This is a genomic window from Streptomyces sp. NPDC059534 (assembly GCF_042743475.1).
Lineage (GTDB): Bacteria > Actinomycetota > Actinomycetes > Streptomycetales > Streptomycetaceae > Streptomyces.
In genome coordinates this window covers 132469-155529 of sequence record NZ_JBHWAQ010000008.1, presented here as the reverse complement: position 1 = coordinate 155529, position 23061 = coordinate 132469, and the positions used below count along the sequence as shown (strand labels likewise).

Annotated in this window: 23 protein-coding genes; 15 read left to right on the top strand and 8 right to left on the bottom strand. The window is 73.3% G+C overall.

Features of this window, described 5'->3' with window-relative positions; all coding sequences use genetic code 11:
- Positions 1–51 precede the first annotated feature (51 nt).
- Positions 52–615, bottom strand: a complete 564-nt coding sequence (locus ACFVZH_RS12865; RefSeq protein ID WP_384896178.1) for a DUF5134 domain-containing protein — start codon at positions 613–615, stop codon at positions 52–54.
- A gap of 188 nt (positions 616–803) precedes the next feature.
- Between ACFVZH_RS12865 and ACFVZH_RS12860 the strand changes: the two genes are divergently transcribed.
- From ACFVZH_RS12860 to ACFVZH_RS12840, 5 genes are all read left to right on the top strand, one after another.
- Positions 804–1355, top strand: a complete 552-nt coding sequence (locus ACFVZH_RS12860) for a GNAT family N-acetyltransferase (protein ID WP_384896176.1) — start codon at positions 804–806, stop codon at positions 1353–1355.
- A gap of 156 nt (positions 1356–1511) precedes the next feature.
- Positions 1512–2918: a DUF6421 family protein gene (locus ACFVZH_RS12855; RefSeq protein WP_384896174.1), complete on the top strand. Its 1407-nt coding sequence runs from the start codon at positions 1512–1514 to the stop codon at positions 2916–2918.
- Between the two features lie 35 nt (positions 2919–2953).
- Entirely contained in the window at positions 2954–3715 is a 762-nt protein-coding gene (locus ACFVZH_RS12850) for an SDR family NAD(P)-dependent oxidoreductase (protein WP_384896172.1), read from the top strand.
- Complete coding sequence (locus tag ACFVZH_RS12845) at positions 3712–4791, top strand: threonine aldolase family protein (RefSeq protein WP_384896398.1); 1080 nt, start codon at positions 3712–3714, stop codon at positions 4789–4791. Before ACFVZH_RS12850 ends, ACFVZH_RS12845 begins: the two co-directional genes overlap by 4 nt.
- A 76-nt stretch (positions 4792–4867) precedes the next feature.
- Complete coding sequence (locus ACFVZH_RS12840; RefSeq protein WP_384896171.1) at positions 4868–5467, top strand: transglutaminase family protein; 600 nt, start codon at positions 4868–4870, stop codon at positions 5465–5467.
- 43 nt (positions 5468–5510) lie between these two features.
- Here the strand turns inward: ACFVZH_RS12840 and ACFVZH_RS12835 are convergent, their stop codons facing one another.
- Positions 5511–6233, bottom strand: a complete 723-nt coding sequence (locus ACFVZH_RS12835) for a lysophospholipid acyltransferase family protein (RefSeq protein WP_384896169.1) — start codon at positions 6231–6233, stop codon at positions 5511–5513.
- Positions 6234–6454: 221 nt separating this feature from the next.
- Between ACFVZH_RS12835 and ACFVZH_RS12830 the strand changes: the two genes are divergently transcribed.
- From ACFVZH_RS12830 to ACFVZH_RS12805, 6 genes are all read left to right on the top strand, one after another.
- Complete coding sequence (locus ACFVZH_RS12830) at positions 6455–6766, top strand: TlpA family protein disulfide reductase (RefSeq protein ID WP_384896167.1); 312 nt, start codon at positions 6455–6457, stop codon at positions 6764–6766.
- Positions 6767–7048: 282 nt separating this feature from the next.
- Positions 7049–7573, top strand: a complete 525-nt coding sequence (locus ACFVZH_RS12825; RefSeq protein WP_384896165.1) for a flavin reductase family protein — start codon at positions 7049–7051, stop codon at positions 7571–7573.
- A gap of 199 nt (positions 7574–7772) precedes the next feature.
- Positions 7773–8558 carry an electron transfer flavoprotein subunit beta/FixA family protein gene (locus ACFVZH_RS12820; protein WP_384896163.1) on the top strand — a complete coding sequence of 262 codons (786 nt, stop codon included), beginning with the start codon at positions 7773–7775 and terminating at the stop codon, positions 8556–8558.
- 54 nt (positions 8559–8612) lie between these two features.
- Positions 8613–9575, top strand: a complete 963-nt coding sequence (locus ACFVZH_RS12815; RefSeq protein ID WP_384896161.1) for an electron transfer flavoprotein subunit alpha/FixB family protein — start codon at positions 8613–8615, stop codon at positions 9573–9575.
- Between the two features lie 153 nt (positions 9576–9728).
- On the top strand, positions 9729–11018 hold the full coding sequence (locus ACFVZH_RS12810) for a DUF6986 family protein (protein WP_384896159.1): 1290 nt from the start codon (positions 9729–9731) through the stop codon (positions 11016–11018).
- Positions 11019–11120: 102 nt separating this feature from the next.
- Complete coding sequence (locus tag ACFVZH_RS12805; RefSeq protein WP_384896157.1) at positions 11121–13139, top strand: serine/threonine-protein kinase; 2019 nt, start codon at positions 11121–11123, stop codon at positions 13137–13139.
- 54 nt (positions 13140–13193) lie between these two features.
- On the opposite strand, the gene ACFVZH_RS12800 is transcribed toward ACFVZH_RS12805, so the two are convergent.
- On the bottom strand, positions 13194–14228 hold the full coding sequence (locus ACFVZH_RS12800; RefSeq protein WP_384896155.1) for a LacI family DNA-binding transcriptional regulator: 1035 nt from the start codon (positions 14226–14228) through the stop codon (positions 13194–13196).
- 148 nt (positions 14229–14376) lie between these two features.
- Here ACFVZH_RS12800 and ACFVZH_RS12795 point away from each other — a divergent pair, with 148 nt between their 5' ends.
- Entirely contained in the window at positions 14377–15492 is a 1116-nt protein-coding gene (locus tag ACFVZH_RS12795; protein WP_384896153.1) for an ROK family protein, read from the top strand.
- Positions 15493–15527: 35 nt separating this feature from the next.
- On the opposite strand, the gene ACFVZH_RS12790 is transcribed toward ACFVZH_RS12795, so the two are convergent.
- A complete protein-coding gene (locus ACFVZH_RS12790; RefSeq protein ID WP_384896151.1) occupies positions 15528–15707 on the bottom strand; it encodes a hypothetical protein in 180 nt (59 codons plus the stop codon).
- A gap of 138 nt (positions 15708–15845) precedes the next feature.
- On the opposite strand from ACFVZH_RS12790, the gene ACFVZH_RS12785 reads away from it, so the two are divergent.
- A complete protein-coding gene (locus tag ACFVZH_RS12785; RefSeq protein ID WP_384896150.1) occupies positions 15846–16880 on the top strand; it encodes an NUDIX domain-containing protein in 1035 nt (344 codons plus the stop codon).
- Here ACFVZH_RS12785 and ACFVZH_RS12780 read toward each other — a convergent pair.
- The 3 genes from ACFVZH_RS12780 to ACFVZH_RS12770 all read right to left on the bottom strand — a co-directional run bounded on the left by ACFVZH_RS12780 (position 16849) and on the right by ACFVZH_RS12770 (position 19591).
- Positions 16849–17451, bottom strand: coding sequence for a MarR family winged helix-turn-helix transcriptional regulator (locus ACFVZH_RS12780; protein ID WP_384896148.1), 603 nt, complete (start codon positions 17449–17451; stop codon positions 16849–16851). The two genes, ACFVZH_RS12785 and ACFVZH_RS12780, sit on opposite strands and share 32 nt — an antisense overlap.
- Entirely contained in the window at positions 17452–18141 is a 690-nt protein-coding gene (locus ACFVZH_RS12775; protein WP_384896146.1) for an MBL fold metallo-hydrolase, read from the bottom strand.
- Between the two features lie 85 nt (positions 18142–18226).
- Positions 18227–19591 (bottom strand): dipeptidase, encoded by a 1365-nt coding sequence (locus ACFVZH_RS12770; protein ID WP_384896145.1) that lies wholly within the window; start codon positions 19589–19591, stop codon positions 18227–18229.
- A 164-nt stretch (positions 19592–19755) separates the two neighbouring features.
- Between ACFVZH_RS12770 and ACFVZH_RS12765 the strand changes: the two genes are divergently transcribed.
- The gene (locus ACFVZH_RS12765) at positions 19756–21378 is read left to right on the top strand and encodes a geranylgeranyl reductase family protein (RefSeq protein WP_384896143.1); all 1623 of its coding nucleotides are present in this window, start codon (positions 19756–19758) and stop codon (positions 21376–21378) included.
- 158 nt (positions 21379–21536) lie between these two features.
- On the opposite strand, the gene ACFVZH_RS12760 is transcribed toward ACFVZH_RS12765, so the two are convergent.
- Positions 21537–22034, bottom strand: coding sequence for a nitroreductase family deazaflavin-dependent oxidoreductase (locus ACFVZH_RS12760; protein ID WP_384896141.1), 498 nt, complete (start codon positions 22032–22034; stop codon positions 21537–21539).
- Positions 22035–22164: 130 nt separating this feature from the next.
- Between ACFVZH_RS12760 and ACFVZH_RS12755 the strand changes: the two genes are divergently transcribed.
- Positions 22165–22860, top strand: a complete 696-nt coding sequence (locus tag ACFVZH_RS12755) for a TetR/AcrR family transcriptional regulator (RefSeq protein ID WP_384896139.1) — start codon at positions 22165–22167, stop codon at positions 22858–22860.
- Positions 22861–23061: the final 201 nt, after the last annotated feature.

Below are 23061 nucleotides of genomic sequence, written 5' to 3'. Positions count from 1 at the left end.
GCAAGTGACGTACGCCACGGTTTCGTTGGGCGGCGGCCCGGGCGCGGGGCCTCACAGCGCGACGAGCATGGCCAGGGTGGCGAGGGCCATCGCGAGCCGGCACGCGCGCGCCAGTTCCGGCCGTGCCGCCCAGGCCGGCCCCGGCCCGGCGCCGCCCGCCGCCACCGGGACGAGTCGCGTCCCCGCGCGCAGCACGTACGCGACGTAGTAGAGGAGCAGCGCGCCGGTCAGCACGGGTATGCCGCCGGCCGGCCCCGCCGCCGCGTGCTCCGTGTGCGCCCCCGGCGCGCCGGGCGCCGCCATCGTCACCGCCATGTAGAGCATGGCCAGCGAGCCGACCAGATGGTGCAGGTGGTGGCCGCCGCGCCGGAGCGCCAGGAGACCGTGCAGCGTCGCTCCGCCGAACACCGCCGCGTACACCGTCCAACTCCAGCCCGGCGGCGTGAGGACGGCGGCGGGCAGGGCCATGGCCGCCATCCCGAACCCCATCACCGCCTCGCCGCCCGCGGCGCGGCGCTCCTCCCCGGTGGACGCCCGCATCCGCAGCAGGCAGGACAGGCCCGTCGCCGCGCAGACGGCGACCAGCAGCCACCCGGACAGAGCCGGTCCGTGCACGGAACACCTCCCCCACGACGCCGTTCCGTCCAGGGAGGAATGCCCGCGGCCCGGGACGCCCACGCGGGCGCACGGGCGCGCACGGATGTACGAGGGGGAGTGAAAGGCGCTCACGTTAGGCTCGGGACGATCGCGCACGGCGATCGTCAGCGCCCGCATCGTCAGCGCCCGAGGGGAGCCCTGCTCACATGGACACCGTCACGTCCCAGGAGACCGGCCGGATCAGCTATCGAGAGGCGGTCCTGGACGACGTGCCCGCGCTCGTCCCGCTCGTCGAGTCGGCCTACCGCGGCGACTCCAGCCGGGGCGGCTGGACCACGGAGGCGGACATCCTCCAGGGGCAGCGCACCGACCCCGACGGCGTCGCCGCCGTCATCACCACCCCCGGCAGCCGGCTGCTGGTCGTGGAGCGCGACGGGGGCATCGTCGCCTGCTGCCAGCTGGAGCACCGCGGCGAGGCCGCGTACTTCGGCATGTTCGCCGTCCGCCCCGAGCTCCAGGGCGGCGGTCTGGGCAGGCAGATCATCGCGGAGGCCGAGCGCCGGGTGCGCGAGCTCTGGGACGCGCGCGAGATGCACATGACGGTGATCTCCGTGCGGGAGGAGCTGATCGCCTGGTACGAGCGGCGCGGCTACCGGCGCACGGGCCGGATGACCCCGTTCCCGTACGGCGACGAGCGCTTCGGGGTGCCCCAGCGCGACGATCTGGAGTTCGAGCTGCTGATCAAGCCGCTGAGCTGACCCGTACGGCGGAAGAGTGGCCTCCCCCCTGGCTGACAGGAAAAACTTCTGTCACCAGGGGGGTTCGGCAGGATAATTTCTCTTGCTCCCCTTGTGGTGAAGAACCGTAAATGGTTACGGTGTCTTGACGCGAGGTTCTCCTGTGGAGGAAGAGGAATGACGGAAATTCTTGTGCAGGACATGACTGGTGGGGGCATAGCCACCGACGCCCGGGTGATCGACCACCCGGCCTGGCCCGAGCTCAAGAATGCCGTGGAGGAGATCCGTGCCTGGCAGCGCGCGGACGGCTCCATCGACTTCGACGCCGAGGCCGCGCCCGCCCGCTCCCTCGTCGAGCTGACCGTCGACCGCGTCACCGCCGCCGTCGAGCAGCTCTCCCCCCTGGTCCCGCACGACGCCGCCTACCACCGCGCACTCGTCTCCGACCTGCGCAAGTGGGCCGAGAGCGGCTTCGTCGTCCCGGACTTCCTGGACTCCCTGCTGGCCTTCCAGCCGGCCGCCGACCGCGTGGACGGGCTCCAGCACCTCGTGCTCTTCCCGATGTACACGCAGAACGGCAACCCGGACCGCAACCTCGAGGCCGTCGTGCTGCGCATGGTCTGGCCGGAGTGGCTCTCCGAGCTGGAGCGCACCCGCTACGACAACCCGCTCTTCTGCGGCATCACCTTCGAGGACTTCACCGCCGGGTACGACACCAACTCGGCCGTCCTCTTCCCCGAGACGATCGCGGTCCGCGAGGCCCCCGAGCGCTTCAGCTGGGGCGGCATCTTCTGCGACCGCGAGGCCGCCCGCTTCCGCAAGGTCACCGAGGCCGCCGTCGACACCCTGGGCATCCAGCTGCCCGTGGACATCGCCGCGATGATCGAGGACCAGACCCGCTGCGAGCAGGCGTTCGTGCTGTGGGACATGGTCCACGACCGCACCCACAGCCACGGCGACCTGCCCTTCGACCCCTTCATGATCAAGCAGCGCCAGCCCTTCTGGATGTACGGCCTGGAGGAGCTCCGCTGCGACCTCACCGCCTTCAAGGAGGCCGTGAAGCTGGAGGCCGAGGGCAACGCGCACGGCCGTGACGTGCAGTACGCGGTCCTCTTCGACCGGATGTTCCGCTTCCCGCTCTCCGGCGACCGCAACCGCAACTACGACGGTCTCGGCGGCCAGCTCCTCTTCGCGTACCTCCACAAGCACGACGTGGTGCGCTGGACGGACAACACCCTCAAGATCGACTGGCAGCGCGCCCCGCAGGTCACCAACCAGCTCTGCGCCGAGATCGAGACCCTCTACCGCGAGGGCATCGACCGCCCCAAGCTCGTCCACTGGTTCAAGGCGTACGAGCTCGTCTCCACCTACCTCGCCCCGCACCCGGGATCGAAGTGGGCCAAGGGCCCCGACGCCCTGGACCTGTCCCTCCCGCCCCGCAAGCTCGTCGACGACGTGCTTCCGGACGAGTTTCCGCTCAGCATGTTCTTTGAGGCCCTCGCCAAGAAGCTGAAGGGCGTGATCGCCGACACCAAGGGCATCACCGCCGCCGACGTCTCTCGGACCGAGCAGGCCGCCGCGTGAGCGAATCCACGGAGCACACGGAGGAGGCGTCGCCCATGAACGCCAACGGAAACGGCGGGCCGCTCGACGGCGCCGTCATCGCGGTCGCCGGCGCGGCAGGCCCCGCGGGCCGCGCGACGCTGATCCGCCTCGCCGAGGCGGGCGCCACGGTCGTCGGCTCCGACGCCGACCCGGCGCGTCTCGCCGAGGCCGTCGACGCCGCCCGCTACGCCCACGGCGGCGCCAAGGTCATCGGCGACACCGTCGACCTCCTCGACCTCGCCGCCACGCGCGACTGGGCGGCGAAGACCGAGAAGGAATTCGGCCGGATCGACGGCGTGGTGCACCTCGTCGGCGGTTGGCGCGGAGCCCCCTCCTTCGCCGAGTCCGACCTCGCGGACTGGGACTTCCTGGAGAAGCTCCTGATCCGCACCGTCCAGCACACCTCGCTCGCCTTCCACGACGGGCTGCTGCGCAGCGGCGGACGCGGTCGGTACGCCCTGGTCAGCCAGGTCGGCGCGCACAAGCCGCTCGCCAACAACGCCGCGTACAACGCCGGCAAGGCGGCCGCCGAGGCGTGGACCCTCGCCATGGCGGACTCCTTCCGCAAGCTGGGGGGCGACGACGGTCCGCAGGCGGCGGCTGCGATCCTGGTGATCAAGGCGCTGGTGCACGACGCCATGCGGGCCGAGCGCCCCAGCGCGAAGTTCGCGGGCTTCACCGACGTCAAGGATCTGGCCGACGAGATCGCCGGCCTGTGGGACAGGCCCGCCCAGGAAGTGAATGGACAGCGTCTGTGGCTGACCCCCAAGCCGTGACAGCGGCCCTCGGCCCCAGGACCGACGCACGTCGTCACCACGACCCGTCGGTCCGGGGCTTCGCCAGCGACAACTACGCCGGCGCCCACCCGGAGGTACTCGCCGCCCTCGCCCTCGCCAACGACGGCCACCAGGTCGCCTACGGCGAGGACCAGTACACCGAGCACCTCCAACGGATCATGCACAGCCACTTCGGCCCCACCGCCGAGGCGTTCCCGGTCTTCAACGGCACCGGCGCGAACGTGACCGCCCTCCAGGCGCTCACCGACCGCTGGGGCGCCGTGATCTGCGCCGAGTCCGCCCACATCAACGTGGACGAGGGCGGCGCGCCCGAGCGGATGGGCGGCCTCAAGCTGCTCACCGTGCCCACCCCGGACGGCAAGCTCACCCCCGAGCTGGTCGACCGGCAGGCATGGGGCTGGGAGGACGAGCACCGGGCGATGCCGCAGGTCGTCTCGATCACCCAGAACACCGAGCTGGGCACGGTCTACACGGTCGAGGAGATCCGCGCGATCGTCGAGCACGCCCACTCCAAGGGCATGAAGGTGCATCTCGACGGGGCCCGGATAGCCAACGCGGCCGCCTCGCTCGACGTGCCCATGCGCGCGTTCACCAACGCCGTCGGCGTGGACGTGATCTCGTACGGGGGCACGAAGAACGGCATGCTCTTCGGCGAGGCCGTCGTCGTCCTCAACCCGGACGCGGTCAGCCACATGAAGCACCTGCGCAAGCTGTCCATGCAGCTCGCCTCGAAGATGCGCTTCGTGTCGGTGCAGCTGGAGGCGCTCCTCGCGAAGGACCTCTGGCTGCGCAACGCCCGCCACGCCAACGCGATGGCGCGGCGGCTCGCGGCCGGGGTGCGCGAGGTCGACGGGGTGGAGATCCTCTACCCGGTGCAGGCCAACGCGGTCTTCGCCCGTCTGCCGCACGACGTGACCAGGCGACTGCAGGAACGCTTCCGCTTCTACTTCTGGGACGAGGTCGCCGGCGACGTCCGCTGGATGTGCGCCTTCGACACCACGGAGGACGACGTCGACGCCTTCCTCCAGGCGCTGAAGGAAGAGCTCGCCCGGTAACCGGAACACTGCATGAATATACGGCCGGACGGAAAGTCATTGACTCCGTCCGGCCGTCTCCATAGGGTCGTCCGGTATGGAACTCATCCAGCAGAACCCCAACCTTGCCGCGTACCTCGCAGCGAGCGAGGCCGTCGACCATGAACACCCACAGGTCCGGGACGTGGCCGACCGGCTCTCCGGGGATCATCCCGACGCATACTCATACGCCGAGGCGGCCTTCGCGTTCGTCCGCGACACCATCCCGCACTCCGCGGACGCGGGTGACCCCCGCGTCACCTGGCGCGCCTCCGACGTCCTGGAGCAGCGCACCGGCATCTGCTACGCCAAGTCGATCGCGTACGCCGCGCTCCTGCGGGCCCGGGGCATCCCGGCCGCCCTCTGCTACCAGCGGCTCGCCGACGACGACGGTGCGAACCCGGCCGTCCACGGCCTCGTCGCGGTCCTGCTGCCGGGCGAGGAGGCATGGGCCCGCCAGGACGCGCGGGGGAACAAGCCGGGCGTCGACGCCCGGTTCTCGCTGGGGGAGGAGCGGCTGGCCTGGGCCGTACGCCCGGAGCTGGGAGAGGTGGACTACCCGGAGCTGTGGGCCGAGCCCCACCCGGCCGTCCTGGACGCCCTGAAGGCCGCACCGGACCGCGCGCACCTCTGGCGGACGCTCCCCGCGCAGCTCTGACCCCCGGGGGCCCTGCCGCCGGGGGTCGGGGGAAACGGTTCGGTCAGCCCGCTTCCTTGACCTGGGCCGGCGTCGGCGCCGTACCGCCGAGGTGGGCGGGGATCCACCAGGTGTCGTCCGCGCCCTTGGGGCGGACCGGGTAGGCGCGCTGAGCGGCCTCGAGGAGCTCCTGGACCCGCTCGCGCAGCCGCCGCGTGATGGCGCCGGCGTACTGGTCGGCGGGGGCCTCGACGGGCTCGCCCACCCGGATCGTCACGGGGATGTGGCTCCGCCTGAAGTTCCGCGGGTGGCCCTTCGTCCACACCCGCTGGGTGCCCCACAGCGCCATGGGGATCAGCGGCACGCCCGCCTCCTGCGCGAGACGCGCCGCACCCGTCTTGAAGCCCTTGAGCGTGAACGACTGGGAGATGGTCGCCTCGGGGAAGACGCCGATGATCTCGCCGGACCGCAGCGACTCCAGGGCGTGCCGGTAGGCGTGCTCACCCTGGGAGCGGTCGACGGGGATGTGCTTCATGCCGCGCATCAGCGGTCCGGAGACCTTGTGCCGGAAGACCGAGTCCTTCGCCATGAAGCGCACCAGGCGCTTCTGCGGCAGGGCCGCGAGGCCGGTGAAGATGAAGTCCAGGTAGCTGATGTGGTTGCTCACCAGCACGGCGCCTCCCGTCCGCGGGATGTGCTCCGAACCCTGGGTGTCGATCTTCAGGTCGAGCGCCTTGAACAGGGTGAGCGCGGCACCGACGACCGGTCGATAGACGAGTTCTGCCATCGGAGAGGAACCTCTTCTTCGTGTGCCCGGAGTGGGTTCTCCCGGCGAAGTTACGCGGCCGTAGGTTTTCGGCTTTGGGCAGATCGTGCCCCATGTGGGGCCCGGTGACCAGTCCAGGCGGCTTCGTGCAGGGAGATTCTCGTCACTCGCGGTGGCCGTGGCGGGAATCGAACGCTCCCATGGGACGCTGGACCCGGAGACAGGCGCGGAAAGGGAGACCGATGGGCGAGATCCTGGGGCCGGAGGCACTCGGCGCCGAACTGGGGGAGCGGGCCACGCTCGTCCAGTTCTCGACCGCCTTCTGCCAGCCCTGCCGGGCCACCCGCCGGACCCTCGCCGAGGTCGCCGCGATGGTGCCGGGCGTGGGGCACGTGGAGATCGACGCCGAGGAGCGGCTCGATCTCGTCCGTGAGCTGCGCATTGTCAGGACCCCCACCGTGCTCGTCCTCGACGGCGCGGGCCGCGTCGTCCGCCGGGCCGCCGGACAGCCCCGCCGCGCGGACGTCATCGCCGCGCTGGGGCAGGCGGTCTGACACGGCGCCACTCCGGGGGAGTGGCGGACGGCGTGTCAGGGGCGCGCGGCGCGTCGTCCCGGCGCCCGCGACATGCCTCATCCGGCGCGGTGACGCTTCTCCCATATTGCGGTACGCACTTGACTGCACCCCGCAACGATCGTCACCCTGACGGGGTGCCCCTAGAACTCCTTCTCTACGGCCGCGTCCATGTGGACCTGGCCCGCAACGCGAGCGCGCGCTGTCCGGGTGTCTGACCACCCCAGGACTTCCCTCATGCCGCCCTCGCAGAAGGACAATTCCATGACGGTTTCGCCCGAGCTCCGTACCGTTCCCACGATCGGCGCACCCCGGCAGGCCACTCCCGATCTGCTCCGCTCCGTCTTCCGCCGGCACGCCGCCGGTGTGGCGGTGATCACCGCGCACGGCGAGCGTCCCGTCGGTTTCACCGCGACCTCGCTCAACTCCGTCGCCGCCGAACCCCCGCTGGTCTCCTTCGGGGTGGGCACCTCCTCCTCCAGCTGGCCCGTGGTCTCCGAGGCCGAGTTCATCGGCGTGCACATACTCGGCGAGCACCAGCAGGAGCTGGCCTCCACCTTCGCCCGGAGCGGCGCCGACCGGTTCGGCGAGGGGACGCGCTGGAGCGTGGGTCCCGAGGGCGTGCCGGTGCTCGACGGCGTACTGGCCTGGCTGGTCTGCCGTGTGGTGGCCCGGGTGCCGGCCGGCGACCACCGGATCGTGATCGCGCAGGCGGTCGCCGGTGACCCGGACGGGGCGGGCCGGCCCCTCCTCTACCACCACGGCCGCTTCAACGCGCTGCGCGACTGAGGGTTCCCGTGCGCGCGGCTCTCCGCGCGTTGGCCAGATCACACGGCTGAGCGCTTGCTTACTGGTAACAAACTGGGTGTACTGACGAGTAATATTCCGGTGGGGGCGTCCGGCGCCCCGACCGGAAACCCGCCCTTCAGGCGCCTATGCTGCGAGCAACAAGGCAGCCCAGTTATCACGATGCAGTAGGAGAGCCGGCGTGAGCTTGAGGATCGTTGTCTGTGTGAAGTACGTGCCCGACGCCACCGGCGACCGGCACTTCGCCGATGACCTGACCGTCGACCGCGACGACGTCGACGGCCTGCTGTCGGAGCTCGACGAGTACGCGGTCGAGCAGGCCCTGCAGATCGCCGAAGAGGCGGACGACGCCGAGGTCACCGTGCTCACGGTCGGCCCCGAGGACGCCAAGGACGCGCTGCGCAAGGCGCTGTCCATGGGCGCCGACAAGGCCGTCCACGTCGAGGACGACGACCTGCACGGCAGCGACGTCATGGGCACCTCGCTGGTGCTCGCCAGGGCGATCGAGAAGACCGGCTACGACGTCGTCATCGCCGGTATGGCCTCCACCGACGGCACCATGGGTGTCCTCCCGGCCATCCTCGCCGAGCGTCTGGGCGTCCCGCAGGTCACGCTGCTCTCCGAGGTCAAGATCGAGGACGGCGTCGTGAAGGGCCGCCGCGACGGCGACACCGCCTCCGAGCAGCTGGAGGCTTCGCTGCCGGCCGTCGTGTCCGTGACGGACCAGTCGGGCGAGGCGCGCTACCCGTCCTTCAAGGGCATCATGGCCGCCAAGAAGAAGCCGGTGGAGTCCCTGGAGCTGGACGACCTGGACATCGACGCGGACCAGGTCGGCCTCGCCGGCGCCTGGACGGCGGTCGACTCCGCGGCCGAGCGTCCGGCCCGTACCGCCGGCACGATCGTCAAGGACGAGGGCGAGGGCGGCAAGCAGCTCGCCGAGTTCCTCGCGAGCCAGAAGTTCATCTAAGGCTCGCGCGAGCCCCTCAGACCGCCCCTTTCGTTCGCAGGAGATTGAAGTCCCATGGCTGAGATTCTCGTCTACGTCGACCACGTCGACGGAGCCGTCCGCAAGCCCACCCTGGAGCTGCTGACCCTCGCCCGCCGCCTGGGCGAGCCGGTCGCCGTCGCGCTGGGCAACGGTGCCGCCGACACCGCGGCCGCCCTGGCCGAGCACGGTGCCACGCGTGTGCTGACCGCCGAGGCGCCGGAGTTCGCCGAGTACCTCGTCGTGCCGAAGGTCGACGCGCTGCAGGCCGCCTACGAGGCCGTGTCCCCGGCCGCCGTGCTCGTCCCGTCCTCCGCCGAGAACAAGGAGATCGCGGCCCGTCTGGCGGCCCGTATCGGTTCCGGCATCATCACCGACGCCGTGGACCTGGAGGCCGGTGAGGAGGGTCCGGTCGCGACGCAGTCCGCGTTCGCCGCCTCCTTCACCACCAAGTCCCGTGTCTCCCGGGGTACTCCGGTCATCACGGTCAAGCCGAACTCGGCTCCCGTGGAGGCCGCCCCGGCCGCCGGTGCGGTGGAGGCCCTCGCGGTCACCTTCGGCGCGCTGGCCACCGGCACCAAGGTGACCGCGCGTACCCCGCGCGAGTCGACCGGGCGTCCGGAGCTGACCGAGGCCGCGATCGTCGTCTCCGGTGGCCGTGGCGTCAACGGTGCCGAGAACTTCGCGATCATCGAGGCGCTCGCCGACTCGCTCGGCGCGGCCGTGGGTGCCTCGCGTGCGGCGGTCGACGCCGGCTGGTACCCGCACTCCAACCAGGTCGGCCAGACCGGCAAGTCGGTCTCGCCGCAGCTGTACATCGCCTCGGGCATCTCCGGCGCGATCCAGCACCGCGCGGGCATGCAGACCTCGAAGACGATCGTCGCGATCAACAAGGACGCCGAGGCGCCGATCTTCGACCTCGTCGACTACGGCGTGGTCGGCGACCTCTTCGACGTCGTCCCGCAGCTGACCGAAGAGGTCAAGACCCGCAAGGGCTGACCTGCGGTTCTGTCGGGCCCGGGGGCCGTACGGTGATCTCTCACCGTGCGGCCCCCGGCCGTTTCGGACAACCATTGACTCAGGTCCAGGCTGCCTACTAACTTCGCTATACGGATTGTTGATTCCGTGAAGCGGAAAACAGGAGGATGTGGGATGGGTCAGCAGGAGAAGGTGTCGACGAGCCTCGCCGGAGCGGTCAGCGAGGGCATCAGCGCCTCCCTCGCAGCGGTGGACGCCGAGCTCGACCGGCGCTACCCGGGCGACCCCGGCACCCGTCAGCCCGTCCACACCGTCTACGTCCCCGGCAACGTCTTCGACGCCGGAACCATCCGCTCCTGGGGCGACCAGGCGCTCGCCGCGCTCGACGAGCACGCCCCCGACGCCGCCTCCTTCGCCGCCGTCCTCGGACTCTCCGACGACCTCGCCGAGGACGTCTACGGCCGCGTACGCGCCAAGCTGGAGCGCGAGCCCGTCGAGGACCTCCGGGTCGACTTCGAGGACGGCTACGCGGGCGCCGACGAGGACCAGGACGCCGCCCGCGCCGCCCGGCTGATCTCGGAGGCGTACCGGAACGGCACGGCCGCCCCGTACATGGGCATCCGGATGAAGTGCATGGAGTCCGCCGTACGCGACCGCGGCATCCGCACCACCGACGTCTTCCTCACCGGTCTCCTGGAGAACGGCGGCCTCCCCGACGGCCTCGTCCTCACCCTCCCCAAGGTGACCTACCCCGAGCAGGTCTCCGCCTTCGTCCGCCTCCTGGAGGCATTCGAGAACGCGCACGGCCTCGAAGCCGGCCGCCTGGGCTTCGAGATCCAGATCGAGACCAGCCAGTCCATTCTGGCCACCGACGGCACCGCCGCCGTCGCCCGCATGATCGGCGCCGCCGAGGGCCGCGCCACCGGCCTGCACTACGGCACCTTCGACTACAGCGCCTGCCTCGGCGTCTCCGCCGCCTACCAGGCCAGCGACCACCCGGCCGCCGACCACGCCAAGGCGATCATGCAGGTCGCCGCCGCCGGCACCGGCGTCCGCGTCTCCGACGGCTCCACCAACGTCCTCCCCGTCGGCTCCACCGCGCACGTCCACGAGGCATGGCGCCTGCACTACGGCCTCACCCGCCGCGCCCTCGCCCGCGCCTACTACCAGGGCTGGGACATGCACCCCGGCCACATCCCCACCCGCTACGCCGCCGTCTTCGCCTTCTACCGCGAGGGCTTCGAGGCCGCCGCCAAGCGCCTCTCCGCGTACGCCAACCACGCCGGCGGCGACGTCATGGACGAGCCCGCCACGGCCAAGGCGCTCAGCTCCTACCTGCTGCGCGGCATCGACTGCGGCGCCCTCGGCACCGCGGAGGTCGACGCCCTCACCGGCATGAACCGCGCGGCCCTCGACCGGTTCGCCGCCCCGCGCCGCGGCGACCTCACCGCCTCCGCCGAGTGACGACCGTGATCCACTAAGGGTCTCGATCCGGCCAACTGCCCCGTACCCTGTACGAGTTAACGCGCGGAACGCGCATGTGCTCGACAGGGGAACGGGGCATCGGTGTCATCGGGGGAGAACGGGCGGCTCGCGGGCCGCTACAGAATCGTGCGTCAGCTCGGGCGCGGGGGCATGGGAGTCGTCTGGCGGGCCGTCGACGACGTCCTCGGACGTGAGGTCGCCGTCAAGGAACTCCGCACGTACTCGGACGCGGCGGCGCCCGAACTGGCCGACCTGCGGCTGCGGATGACCCGCGAGGCGCGGGCCGCCGCCCGGGTCCGCCACCCCGGAGTCGTGGCCGTCCACGACGTCACCGAACACGACGGCCGGCCCGTCATCGTCATGGAACTCGTCGACGGGCCCTCCCTCGACGACGTCCTCGGCGAGCGCGGCACCCTCGACGCCGTCGAGGCCGCCCGGATCGGCGCCCGCGTCCTGGAGGCGCTGGCCGCCGCCCACGACGTGGGCGTACTGCACCGGGACGTGAAGCCCGGCAACATCCTGCTCGACCGGTCGGGGCGGATCGTCCTCACCGACTTCGGCATCGCGACGATGGAGGACCCGGGCGACGGCTCCGCCACCCACCTCACGCGCAGCGGCGAGATCGTCGGATCCCTCGACTTCCTCGCCCCCGAGCGGGCCCGCGGACAGGACCCGGGCCCCGCCTCCGACGTCTGGGCGCTGGGCGCCACCCTGTACGCGGCGGTCGAGGGCGCCTCGCCCTTCCGCCGCACCTCGACCTGGTCGACCCTCGCTGCCATCGTCACCGAACCCCTCCCGGATCCGCGCCGCGCCGGACCCCTCACCCCGGTCCTGCTCCGCCTCCTCGACAAGGACCCGGCCTCCCGGCCGACGGCCCGCGAGGCGGCCCTGCTCCTGGACGCGGTGGCCGGAACCGAGCCCGCCTCGGGCGCGGCCGCGTACGGGACCCACGGGGGCGCGAGCCCAGACGGCCCCTCCGACGGCCCCGCGAGTGGTGCGGTCGCGGCGGGCGTGGACGCCGGCCCCGGTGCGGCGGACGCGGCCGGGCCGGCCGCCGGATTCGGCGGCGCGTACGGGGCCTCCGCCGAGCCGTACGCCACTCCCGGAGGCCCGTACGCGGCCCCTGCGGAGCCGTACCGGGGTGGCGGTGCCGTACAGCCCCCCGAGAGGGGTGCGGCGCCGCTCGGCGGGGGCTTCGGGCCGGCCGTGCCCGTACCGATGGCGGGACCCGCGTCCGCGCCCGTCCCCGGGCCCACCGGCGATCCGGGGACGGGCGGGCGGGCCGAGACCCGGGCCGCCCGGCGGGCGGGGGCCGGGCCGCGCAGGGGGACCGCCCTGGTGGCCGCCTCCGTGGCCGCCGTCCTGCTGGCCGGCGGCGGCATCACGTACGCCCTCATGGACCACGGCGCCGGTGACCGGGCCGCCGGTGACACCGCGCAGGACGGCGGCCAGGGCGCCGCGGCGGGCGGGGACCCCGGGCGCGTGCTCGACCCCGGTACGAGCAGCGCGCCGCCCTCGGGGCAGCCGAGCGGCACCGCCTCGCCGTCCGCGGGCACGAAGCCCGGCGCGCCGTCCGCCTCCGGCCCCGTCCCCGGCGGGAACGCGGCCGGAGGGGACGGCGCCGGCGGTGCGGACGCCGGCGGGGCCGCCGACGCGGCGGGCGGCGGTTCCGGTACGCGGCCCCCCTCGGGAGGCGGCGGCACGACGGCCCCGGGCAAGCCCGGCGGCGCCGTCCCGACGGGCGACACGAACACGGCCGGCGGCCCCTCGGGCGGGGGCGGCGCCACCAGTGCGCCCACCACCCAGGCCCCGGCGCCCGCCGAGGGCTGCACCGCCTCCGGCTCCTCCGCCACCTGCCAGGTCGTACGCGGCGCCACCACCACCCGCTACGACGGCGGCGAGATGGGCACCGTCGGCGCCGGTCCGCACACCTTCTCCTGCCAGGTCGACCTCGACCGCACCGAGTCGTACGGCGGCCGCACCAGCCGCTGGTTCGCCCGCACCGACGACGACAGCGGCAACACCAACGTCTACCTCAGCGTCCTCCACCTCTCCGGAGGAGCGGGCGGCGGCGCGGTGGCGGGCCTGCGCGTCTGCTGACGGACGCGGCGGCGTCGGGCGCTGCCCCGGGGCCGCCGCACCGGGAGTACCGCCTCAGGCGGCGGGCGGTGCGGTCTCGCCCGATCCGCGGGCGATGAGGGTCGTGCCGAGGACGACGCGCTCCGGTGCCTCGTCGGCCCCGTCCAGGCGGCGGAAGAGCCGCTCCGCGGCCGTTCGTCCGAGCGCCGCGGCGTCCTGGGCGATGACGGTGACGCCGAGGAGGTCGGCCAGTTCGATGTCGTCGAAGCCGACGAGGGCGACCTGGCGCGCGTGTCCGGCGAGGGCGCGCACCGCGGTGACGGTGACCCGGTTGTTGCCGGCGAACAGCGCCGTCACGGGCTCCGGCGCGGCCAGCATCTCCCGTACCGCCGCGCTCACCCGCGCGGGGTCGGTGGGGCCGAGCGAGACCCACGCGTCCCGGACCGGCAGCCCCGCGTCCTCCATCGCCGCGCGATAGCCGCGCAGTCGCTCGGCCGAGGTGTGGATGCGGGGCCGGTCGCCGATGAAGCCGATCCGCCGGTGACCGTGGGCGATCAGATGGGCCACGCCGTCGCGCGCCCCGCCGAAGCTGTCGGAGAGGACGGCGTCGGCCTCGATGCGGCCGGCCGGCCGGTCGACGAAGACCGTCGCGACACCCGCCCTGATCTCCGGCTCCAGATAACGGTGGTCGTCGCCGGCGGGGATGACGATGAGCCCGTCGACCCGGCGTGCGCACAGGGCCAGCGCCAGCTCCTGCTCCCGCTCCGGGTCCTCGGCGCTCGAACCGTTGATGAGGAGGGCGCCGTGGGCCCGCGCGACCTCCTCGACCGCGCGGCTGAGCGGCCCGTAGAAGGGGTCGGCGAGATCCTCCAGGACGAGGCCGACGGTCGCGGTCCGGCCCTTGCGCAGGACCCGGGCACTGTCGTTGCGGCGGAACCCGAGGACCTCGATGGCCTCCTGGACCCGGCGCTCGGTGTCGGGGGTGACCCCCGGCTCGCCGTTGACGACCCGTGACACCGTCTTCAGGCCGACGCCCGCACGGGCGGCGACGTCCTTCATCGTGGGCCGATTGCCGTAGCGGGGCTCGGGGCGGCGGGCGATGTCGGCCACGGTGTGCGGTTCCTCCGTCGTGTCGGGTTCCTGGCGAGACGACTCGCGGTCTCAGGTCGAGCATAGGCCCTGGACAACGTTGTCACCGCGCGGAAGACTGTAGGGGACACCTCACCCTTCCCGGCCGCCGACTGGAGAATCCGCGCTCATGCACACCGACTTCGCCGTGGGCCTCGCCGTCGCGCTCGACATCGGGGGCACCAAGATCGCCGGCGCCCTCGTCGACGGCGGGGGACGCGTCCGCTACCGCTCCCAGCGGCCCACGCCCGCGCGCGAGGCCGGCGAGACGGTGATGCGCGCGGTCGAGGACGTGCTCGCGGACCTCGCGGCCTCGCCGCTGTGGGACGCGGCGGAGGCCGTCGGCATCGGCAGCGCCGGCCCCGTCGACGCCTCCCAGGGCACCGTGAGCCCGGTGAACGTGCCCGGCTGGCGCGGCTACCCGCTCGTCGACCGCGTCCGCCGGGTCACCGGCGGACGCCCCGTCACCCTCGTCGGCGACGGCGTCGCCATGACGGCGGCCGAACACTGGGTCGGCGCGGCCCGGGGCCACGACAACGCCCTCTGCCTCGTGGTCTCCACGGGTGTCGGCGGCGGCCTCGTCCTCGGCGGCCGGGTCCACCCGGGCCCCACCGGCAACGCCGGTCACATCGGCCACATCGTGGTGGATCTGGACGGCGACCCCTGCGCCTGCGGCGCGCGCGGCTGCGTCGAACGCCTCGCCAGCGGCCCCCACCTCGCCCGCCGCGCCCTGGAGAACGGCTGGCGCCCCGGGCCCGACGGCGACGTCTCCGCCGCCGCGGTGGCCACCGCCGCGCACGCCGGCGACCCGGTGGCCCTCGCCTCCTTCGAGCGGGCGGCCCAGGCGCTGGCGGCGGGCATCGCCGCCACCGCCGCCCTCGTCGAGATCGACATCGCGGTCGTCGGCGGAGGCGTCGCGGGCGCCGGCGAGGTCCTCTTCGCCCCCCTCCGCCGCAGCCTCGCCACCTACGCCACGCTCTCCTTCACCCGGAACCTCACCGTCGTCCCCGCCCTCACCGGCACCGACGCCGGCCTCCTCGGCGCCGCGGCCGCCGCCACGCGCGCGCGTGACGGGGGACCGTGGACGGCATTCGGTACGGGCGCGGGTTCGGGAGAGGGCGCGGGCCCCGGCGCGGGTGCAGGACCCGGCGCCAGTGCGGGCGCTGACCATGCGTCCGGCACCGGTGCGGGCACGGGCACCGGCATCGGTGCCCCGTCCGACACCGGAGCCGGGTCCGGCGGCTGAGGGCGACTGCCCGGGAGTACGGCGAAGGGCCGCCCCTACTCCCGTACGTGCTCCCCCGTCCGCTGTTCCACGATCACCAGGAACGTGTCGGACGCCAGGTCCATCACCACCCGGGCGGGCACCCCCTCGTCCCGTCGCGCCCCGGCGAACTCCTCCGCCGGCCAGCTGCCCCGCGGGCCGCCTGCCGGGAAACGTTCGAGAACTTCACGACTCATCTCCGCACCCCCTCGTGCTTGCCGTTGTCAACGACGGCGACGCCGAAGCGTCACGCTCGCGCCCGGACGTGTGTTCGGGGGTTTCCGTGGCAGGGTGTTGAGGGCAAGCCACAGGGGGCTACCGATGAGGGGGAAATCGTGATCGTCTGGATCAACGGGACGTTCGGCGCGGGCAAGTCGAGCACCGCGCGCGAGCTGGTCGATCTGATCCCGCACAGCACCCTGTACGACCCCGAGCTCACCGGCGGGGGGCTGCGCCGGCTCCTGCCGGCCAAGCGGCTCGCCGAGGTCGAGGACTACCAGGACCTGCCGATCTGGCGCCGGCTGGTCGTCGACACCGCCGCCGCGCTGCTCGCCGAGGTCGGCGGCGTGCTGGTCGTCCCCATGACCCTGCTCCGGCAGGAGTACCGGGACGAGATCTTCGGCGGGCTCGCCGCCCGCCGGATCGAGGTGCGACATGTCCTGCTCGCACCGGAGGAAACGATCCTGCGCCAACGGATCGACGCCCGGGCGGAGTACGGCGACCCCGAGGTCGACGCCCGCGTCCGCGAGTGGTGCCACGACCACCTCGTGCCCTACCGGTCCGCGCTCGACTGGCTCGCCGCCGACGCGTACACCGTCGACACCTCGTCGCTCACCGCGGCCGAGACCGCCCGGACCGTCGCCGACGCGGTCCTGGCCGGCCGGGCCGCCCCCTGCGGCATCGTCCAGACCCCCGAGCCGACCGGCGAGACCCTCGCGGCCGGCGTCCTGCTCTTCGACGAACAGGACCGCTTCCTGCTCGTCGACCCCACGTACAAGCCCGGCTGGGAGTTCCCCGGCGGTGTCGTCGAACCCGGCGAACCGCCGGCCCGCGCCGGGATGCGCGAGGTCGCCGAGGAGATCGGCCTCGAACTCGGCGCCGTACCCCGGCTGCTGCTCGTCGACTGGGAACGCCCCCAGCCCCCCGGTTACGGCGGTCTGCGCCTCCTCTTCGACGGCGGCACCCTCCGCACCGACGACACCGCGCGCCTCCACCTGCCCGGTGCCGAACTCCGCGACTGGCGCTTCGTCACCGAGGAGGAGGCCGCCGACCTGCTGCCCCCCGTCCGCTACCGCCGCCTCCGGTGGGCCCTGCGCGCCCGCGAACGCGGCACCGTGCTCAACCTGGAAGCCGGGGTCCCGGTCGGCTGACCGCCGTGGCCGGTGACCCGTCCGGAGCGTCCGGCCCGGCGCCCTCGACGTTGGCGACCATCCTGCGCAGGACCTTGAGCGCGGCGACGTACTCCTGGTCGCCGATGCCCTCGTGGACCTCCGCGCGCAGCTCGGTCACCAGCCGGCGGACGCGCACCCGGGCCGCCTCCCCGGCCTCGGTGAGGTGCAGCCGCTGCCCGCCGTCGGCCCGGAGCCAGCCGCGGTGCAGCAGCTGGTCGACGACCCGTGCGATCTCGTGCGGCCCGTCCGCGAGCGGGGTCAGGCGCCCGACGAGCTCCTCGCGGCTCGGCGCCCCGGCCCCGCCGCTGACGCCGTTGAGCACCCAGTACTGCGGCTGCGTGACGTCGAACCGGGCCATGGCGTCCCGCAGATGCCGGGTGACGGCCCGGTGGGCCAGACCGCTCCAGTACCCGATGGGCTGGGTGGCCAGCTGCTCGTCGGAGGCGCCCGGATCGGCCGGGGCCTGATCGGTGAGCCGACCGGTCGCGGAGCCGGAGCCGGTGCCGGGGTGGGGGTCGGGGCCGGACTGTTTCGCGCTGCCGGTCGTCATCTAGGCCACCGCAACCGTCAGCTGGGCCGCCGTGTCCTCGGTGACCGGTGCGCCGTGGCCGCAGCACAGCACCGACGGGGCCAGCTTGGCGAGCGCCCGCAGGGAGTCCATCGCGAGGGCGCGGTCGACATGGAAGACGCCGAAGGTCACGCCCCGCACCGAGGCCACCGTGTCTCCGGCGAACAGCACGCCGTGGTGCGGAAGATGGACGGCGATCGAGCCGGGCGTGTGGCCCGGCGTGTGGACGACCACGGCGCCGTCACCGAAACCGAGCTCGTCGCCGTCCTCGACCTCCCGGTCCACTCGGGTCGGCGGGGCCTCGGGCACGGTCAGGCCGTGCGCGTACAGCGGGAGCTCCCACTCCAGGAGGTCGGGCTCGGGGACCGGGGCCTCGCCCCGGACCACCGGAGCGTCGAGGCGGTGCGCGAGGATCTCGGCGCCGTACCGGTCCGCCAGCTCGCCCGCCGCGCCCACGTGGTCGCGGTGGCAGTGCGTCAGCACGATCCGGCGCAGCCGGGCCGGGTCGAGACCGGCCGTCCGAATCGCCTCCGCGATCGCGGGCGCCGTGCCGACCCAGCCGGCGTCGATCAGGGTCAGCTCCTCCTCGTCCTGCCACAGGTACGCCTGGCCGATGGAGAAGTCGAGCAGGTGCAGACGGGGGGTGATCCGGGTGATCTCGATGGGTGCCATACGACGAACCTACGGAGATCCGCAGGTCCGCCGCATGCCTCTACGCTCTCGGCGAGCTTCGCCGAGCGCTGAACCCGATCGGGCGTCAGACCTGCTTCGAGCGCGCGTAGTTGACCAGGAAGTGCGCCTCGGCCACCGAGAGGCGCTCCAGCTCCTCCGGGGAGACCGACTCGTTGGGCGCGTGGATCTGCGCCTCCGGCTCGCTCAGCCCGATCAGCAGGATCTCCGACTCCGGGTAGAGCGAGGCCAGCGTGTTGCAGAGCGGGATCGAGCCGCCCATGCCCGCCGTCTGCATCTCCTGGCCGGGGTACGCGATCCTCATCGCGTCGGCCATCGAGGCGTACGCGGGGCTCGTCGTGTCCGCCTGGAACGCCTGGCCCTGGCCGACCTGCTCCAGGGAGACGCGGGCGTTCCACGGGGTGTGCTTCTCGATGTGGGCGTAGAGCAGCTTCGTCGCCTCGGCCGAGTCCAGGCCCGGCGGCACCCGCAGGCTCAGCTGGGCGCGGGCCGACTTCGGGATCGACGGGGTCGCCCCGGCCACCGGGTGGCAGTCGATGCCGATCACGGTGACGGCGGGACGCGCCCAGATGCGGTCGGCGATCGTGCCGGCACCCGGCAGGGCCACGTCCGAGAGGACCTTGGCGTCCTGACGGAAGTCCTCCTCCGGGTACTGCAGCCCCTCCCACACCTGGTCGGCCGGCAGACCGTCGACGACGGTCGAACCGTCCGCGGCGCGCAGCGAGTCCAGGACGCGGATCATCGCGGCGAGCGCGTCCGGCGCGGCGCCGCCGAACTGACCGGAGTGCAGGTTGCCCTCGAGGGTGTCGATCTGCACCCGGATCATCGTCATGCCGCGCAGCGTCGCCGTCACGGTCGGGAGACCCACCCGGAAGTTGCCCGCGTCGCCGATCACGATCGCGTCGGCGGCCAGCAGCTCGGGGTGCTGCTCCGCGTACCGCTCAAGGCCCCCGGTGCCCTGCTCCTCCGAGCCCTCCACGATCACCTTGACGGTGACGGGGACGCCGCCGTTCGCCTTCAGGGCGCGCAGCGCGAGCAGGTGCAGGATGAAACCGCCCTTGCAGTCGGCGGCGCCGCGCCCGTACCAGCGCCCGTCGCGCTCGGTCAGCTCGAACGGCGGGGTCAGCCAGGCGGACTCGTCCAGCTTCGGCTGCACGTCGTAGTGCGCGTAGAGCAGGACGGTCGGCGCACCGGCCGGGCCGGGCAGGATGCCGTACACCGACTGCGAGCCGTCCGGCGTGTCGAGCAGGGCCACGTCCTGGAAGCCCTCGGTGCGCAGGGCGTCAGCGACCCAGTTGGCCGCGCCCTCGCATTCGCTGCGCGGCGCCACGGCCTCGTCCGCCACCGACTCGAAGGCCACCAGCGCGGCCAGCTCGGCCTTGGCCGTGGGCATCAGCGACCGAACGGTCTCTGCGATCGGATTCGAGGACATGGGCACGCTCCTGATGGGTGCGACGTTACGAGGTAGGGACGGCGTTCGGCGTAGGTCGTGGTACGGCGAACGCACCGTCGATCCTACGGCGCTGTGCCCTGGCTACCGCGCCGTAGGATGCGTCAGGAGCAGACCACCGGTCGGATCAGGAGCAGAAACACATCGTGAGCAGCGAGCGCGGAGAGAACGCCGGTCCGGAGCACACCGAGCCCGTGGGCGCGGCTCCCGGGAGCACCGGTGCGGAGGCGGCGCGGGACACGGACCCGGACACCGCGACGTCCGAGGTCACGGCCGCCGCGCCGGACGCCGAGGGCGCGGACGTCGACAGCACGGACGTCGGTGGTACGGATGCCGGTCGTACGGATGCCGACGCCACGGACGGCGTGCCGGACGCCGTGACGGACACGCACCCCGGCGACGCGGTGGGCGACGTGACGGACACGCACCCGGAGGACCCGGCGCACGGGGCGGAAGTGACGGCCCCGGCGGCGGGCGGTACGGCGGACGAGGCGGCCGACGTCTGGGACGTGGTCGTCGTCGGTGCGGGACCGGCCGGCGCGTCCGCGGCCTATGCGGCGGCGGTGGCCGGTCGCCGGGTGCTGCTCCTGGAGAAGTCCGAGCTGCCCCGCTACAAGACCTGCGGCGGCGGCATCATCGGCCCCTCCCGGGACTCCCTCCCGCCGGGCTTCGAACTGCCCCTCCAGGACCGGGTGCACGCCGTCACCTTCTCCCTGGACGGCCGCTTCGCCCGCACCCGCCGTTCGCGCCGGATGCTCTTCGGGCTCATCAACCGTCCCGAGTTCGACGCGCAGCTCGTCGAGCACGCGCAGAAGGCCGGTGCGGAACTGCGGACCGGGGCCACGGTCGTCCGCGTCGAGCAGCACGGCCCGTCCGTGCCGGACCGGCGGACCGTCGCCGTCGTGCTCGGCGACGGCGAGACCGTCCTCGCGCGCGCGGTCGTCGGTGCCGACGGCAGCGCCAGCCGGATAGGCGCTCATGTCGGGGTGAAGCTCGGTCAGGTCGACCTCGGCCTGGAGGCGGAGATTCCCGTGCCGCCGTCCGTCGCGGAGGACTGGAAGGGCCGGGTCCTCATCGACTGGGGTCCGATGCCGGGCAGTTACGGCTGGGTCTTCCCCAAGGGCGACACGCTCACCGTCGGCGTCATCTCGGCGCGTGGCGAGGGCGCCGCCACCAAGCGGTACATGGAGGACTTCGTCGCGCGGCTCGGCCTCGCCGGCTTCGAGCCCACGATCTCCTCCGGCCATCTGACCCGCTGCCGCACCGACGACTCGCCGCTCTCCCGGGGCCGGGTCCTCGTCTGCGGCGACGCGGCCGGACTCCTGGAGCCCTGGACGCGCGAGGGCATCTCGTACGCGCTGCGCTCGGGCCGGCTCGCCGGCGAGTGGGCCGTACGGGTCGCCGAGGCGAACGACGCGGTCGACGCCCGGCGCCAGGCCCTCAACTACGCCTTCGCCATCAAGGCCGGCCTCGGTGTCGAGATGGCGGTCGGCCGGCGGATGCTCGCCGTCTTCGAGCGGCGCCCCGGGCTGCTGCACGCGACGATCACGGGAGTGCGGCCCGCCTGGAACGCCTTCGCCGACATCACCCGCGGCGCGGCCACGCTCGGCGGCATGGTCAGGTCGAACGGCCTGGCCCGGCGGGCGCTGGAGGTGCTGGACCGGCGGATGGACACGTCGTCCGGTGTCGGCCCGGCGGGCCGGGGTGTCTCGCAGCGGGAGCGGTCGGCCGCCGAGCAGGACGACACGGGGGCTCCCGAGGAGCTCTGACGGATCGACCCGAGCGGCCCGTGTGGTGCGTGGGGCGTGTGATGCGTGCGGTGGGCGCGCCCGCCGTGTGGGGGGTGCCTGCGCCCCGGGCGCGACCGATGCGGGGGTGCGGGGAGAACCCGTGGGAAGTGAGGACGGGCTCCGCCGTTCCGGCCGGTTCACGCGGCCGGGGTGGCGGGGCCCGTCGTCGTGATGCGGAAGACGGGGTGCTTGGGCGCGGCGGCACGCAGCTCCTCGGCGGAGGAGTCGGGGCCGACGCCGCCGAAGAAGACGCCGACCTCGGCCTTCCAGCGCTTGAGGTAGGCGCGGAGTACCGCGGGCTTGTCGTCGTCGGCCACCTCGACGGCGGTGAACTCCTGCACGTGCTTGCCGAGGTGCAGCTGCCCGCCGCCGGCGGCCCGCATGTTGTGGGTCCACTGGACGTGGCCGCGGGGGGCCACCAGGTACTGGGCGCCGTCCACCGTCAGGAGGTTGACGGGGGTGCGGCGCCATTCGCCGCTCTTGCGGCCGCGGACGGCGAGCACGCGGGAGCCCCAGACGCTGATGCCGCGGCGGGTCATCCAGGCGACCGCGCGGTTGAAGACGTTCACGGTGAACCAGCCGGGCTTCATGACGTGGGCGGCGGGGTTGCCGGGGGTGGTGGGCTGAGCGGACATCGGGGCCTCCTGGAGATTCAAAGTGTGAGCACTGCTCTCGCTTGAGATCAGTGTGCACGGTTTGCTGCTCGCAATCAAGAGCGGTGCTCTCATTTCGTGGCGGTGCTCCGAAAATGTCACACTGCTCTCCATGAGTACCGTTCGAGGAGCCCGCGCCCGCGCCCGTATCGAGATCACCGCCGCCATCAAGGACGAGGCCCGCACCCAGCTCGCCGCCGAAGGCGCCGCCAAGCTGTCCCTGCGCGCCGTCGCCCGCGAGCTCGGCATGGTGTCCTCCGCGCTGTACCGCTACTTCCCCAGCCGCGACGACCTGCTCACCGCCCTCATCGTCGACGCCTACGACGCCGTCGGCGCCGCCGCCGAACAAGCGGCCGCCGACACCGCGGGCCGGCGCCCCCTGGACCGGTGGACCGCCGTCTGCCGGGCGGTCCGCGCCTGGGCCGTCGCCCACCCGCACGAGTACGCCCTCATCTACGGCTCCCCGGTCCCGGGCTACACCGCGCCCCAGGACACCATCGCCCCCGCCGCCCGCGTCGGACTCGTCCTCATCGACATCACCCGCCGCGCCCACGAGACCGAGGGCCTCGCCCTGCCTCCCCTCCCGGACGCCCTCCGCCCCGAAGCCGAGCGCATCGCGGCCGACCTCGTCCCGGACCTCCCCCCGCCGCTGGCCGTCGCGCTGGTCGCCGCCTGGTCCCAGCTCTTCGGCCTCGTCTCCTTCGAGATCTTCGGCCAGTTCCACCGCGTCGTCGAGGACCGCGACGCCTTCTTCACCGCCGCCGCCCGCCGCCTCGGCCAGGAGGTCGGCCTCCTGCCCCGGGCCTGAACCGGCCGCCGGCCTGGACCCCGGCCGCCTCGCCTGCTCGGCTGGGAGCCGGCCCGGACTCCGGCCACCTCGCCTGCTCGGCCGGGGCGGGCTGGCCCCCGGCCACCCCGCCCCTCCGCTGGGAGCCGGCCCGGGCCCCCGACCACGCCGCCCCCTCCGCCGGGAGTCGGCCCGGACTCGGCCGTGCCGCCTACTCCGGCG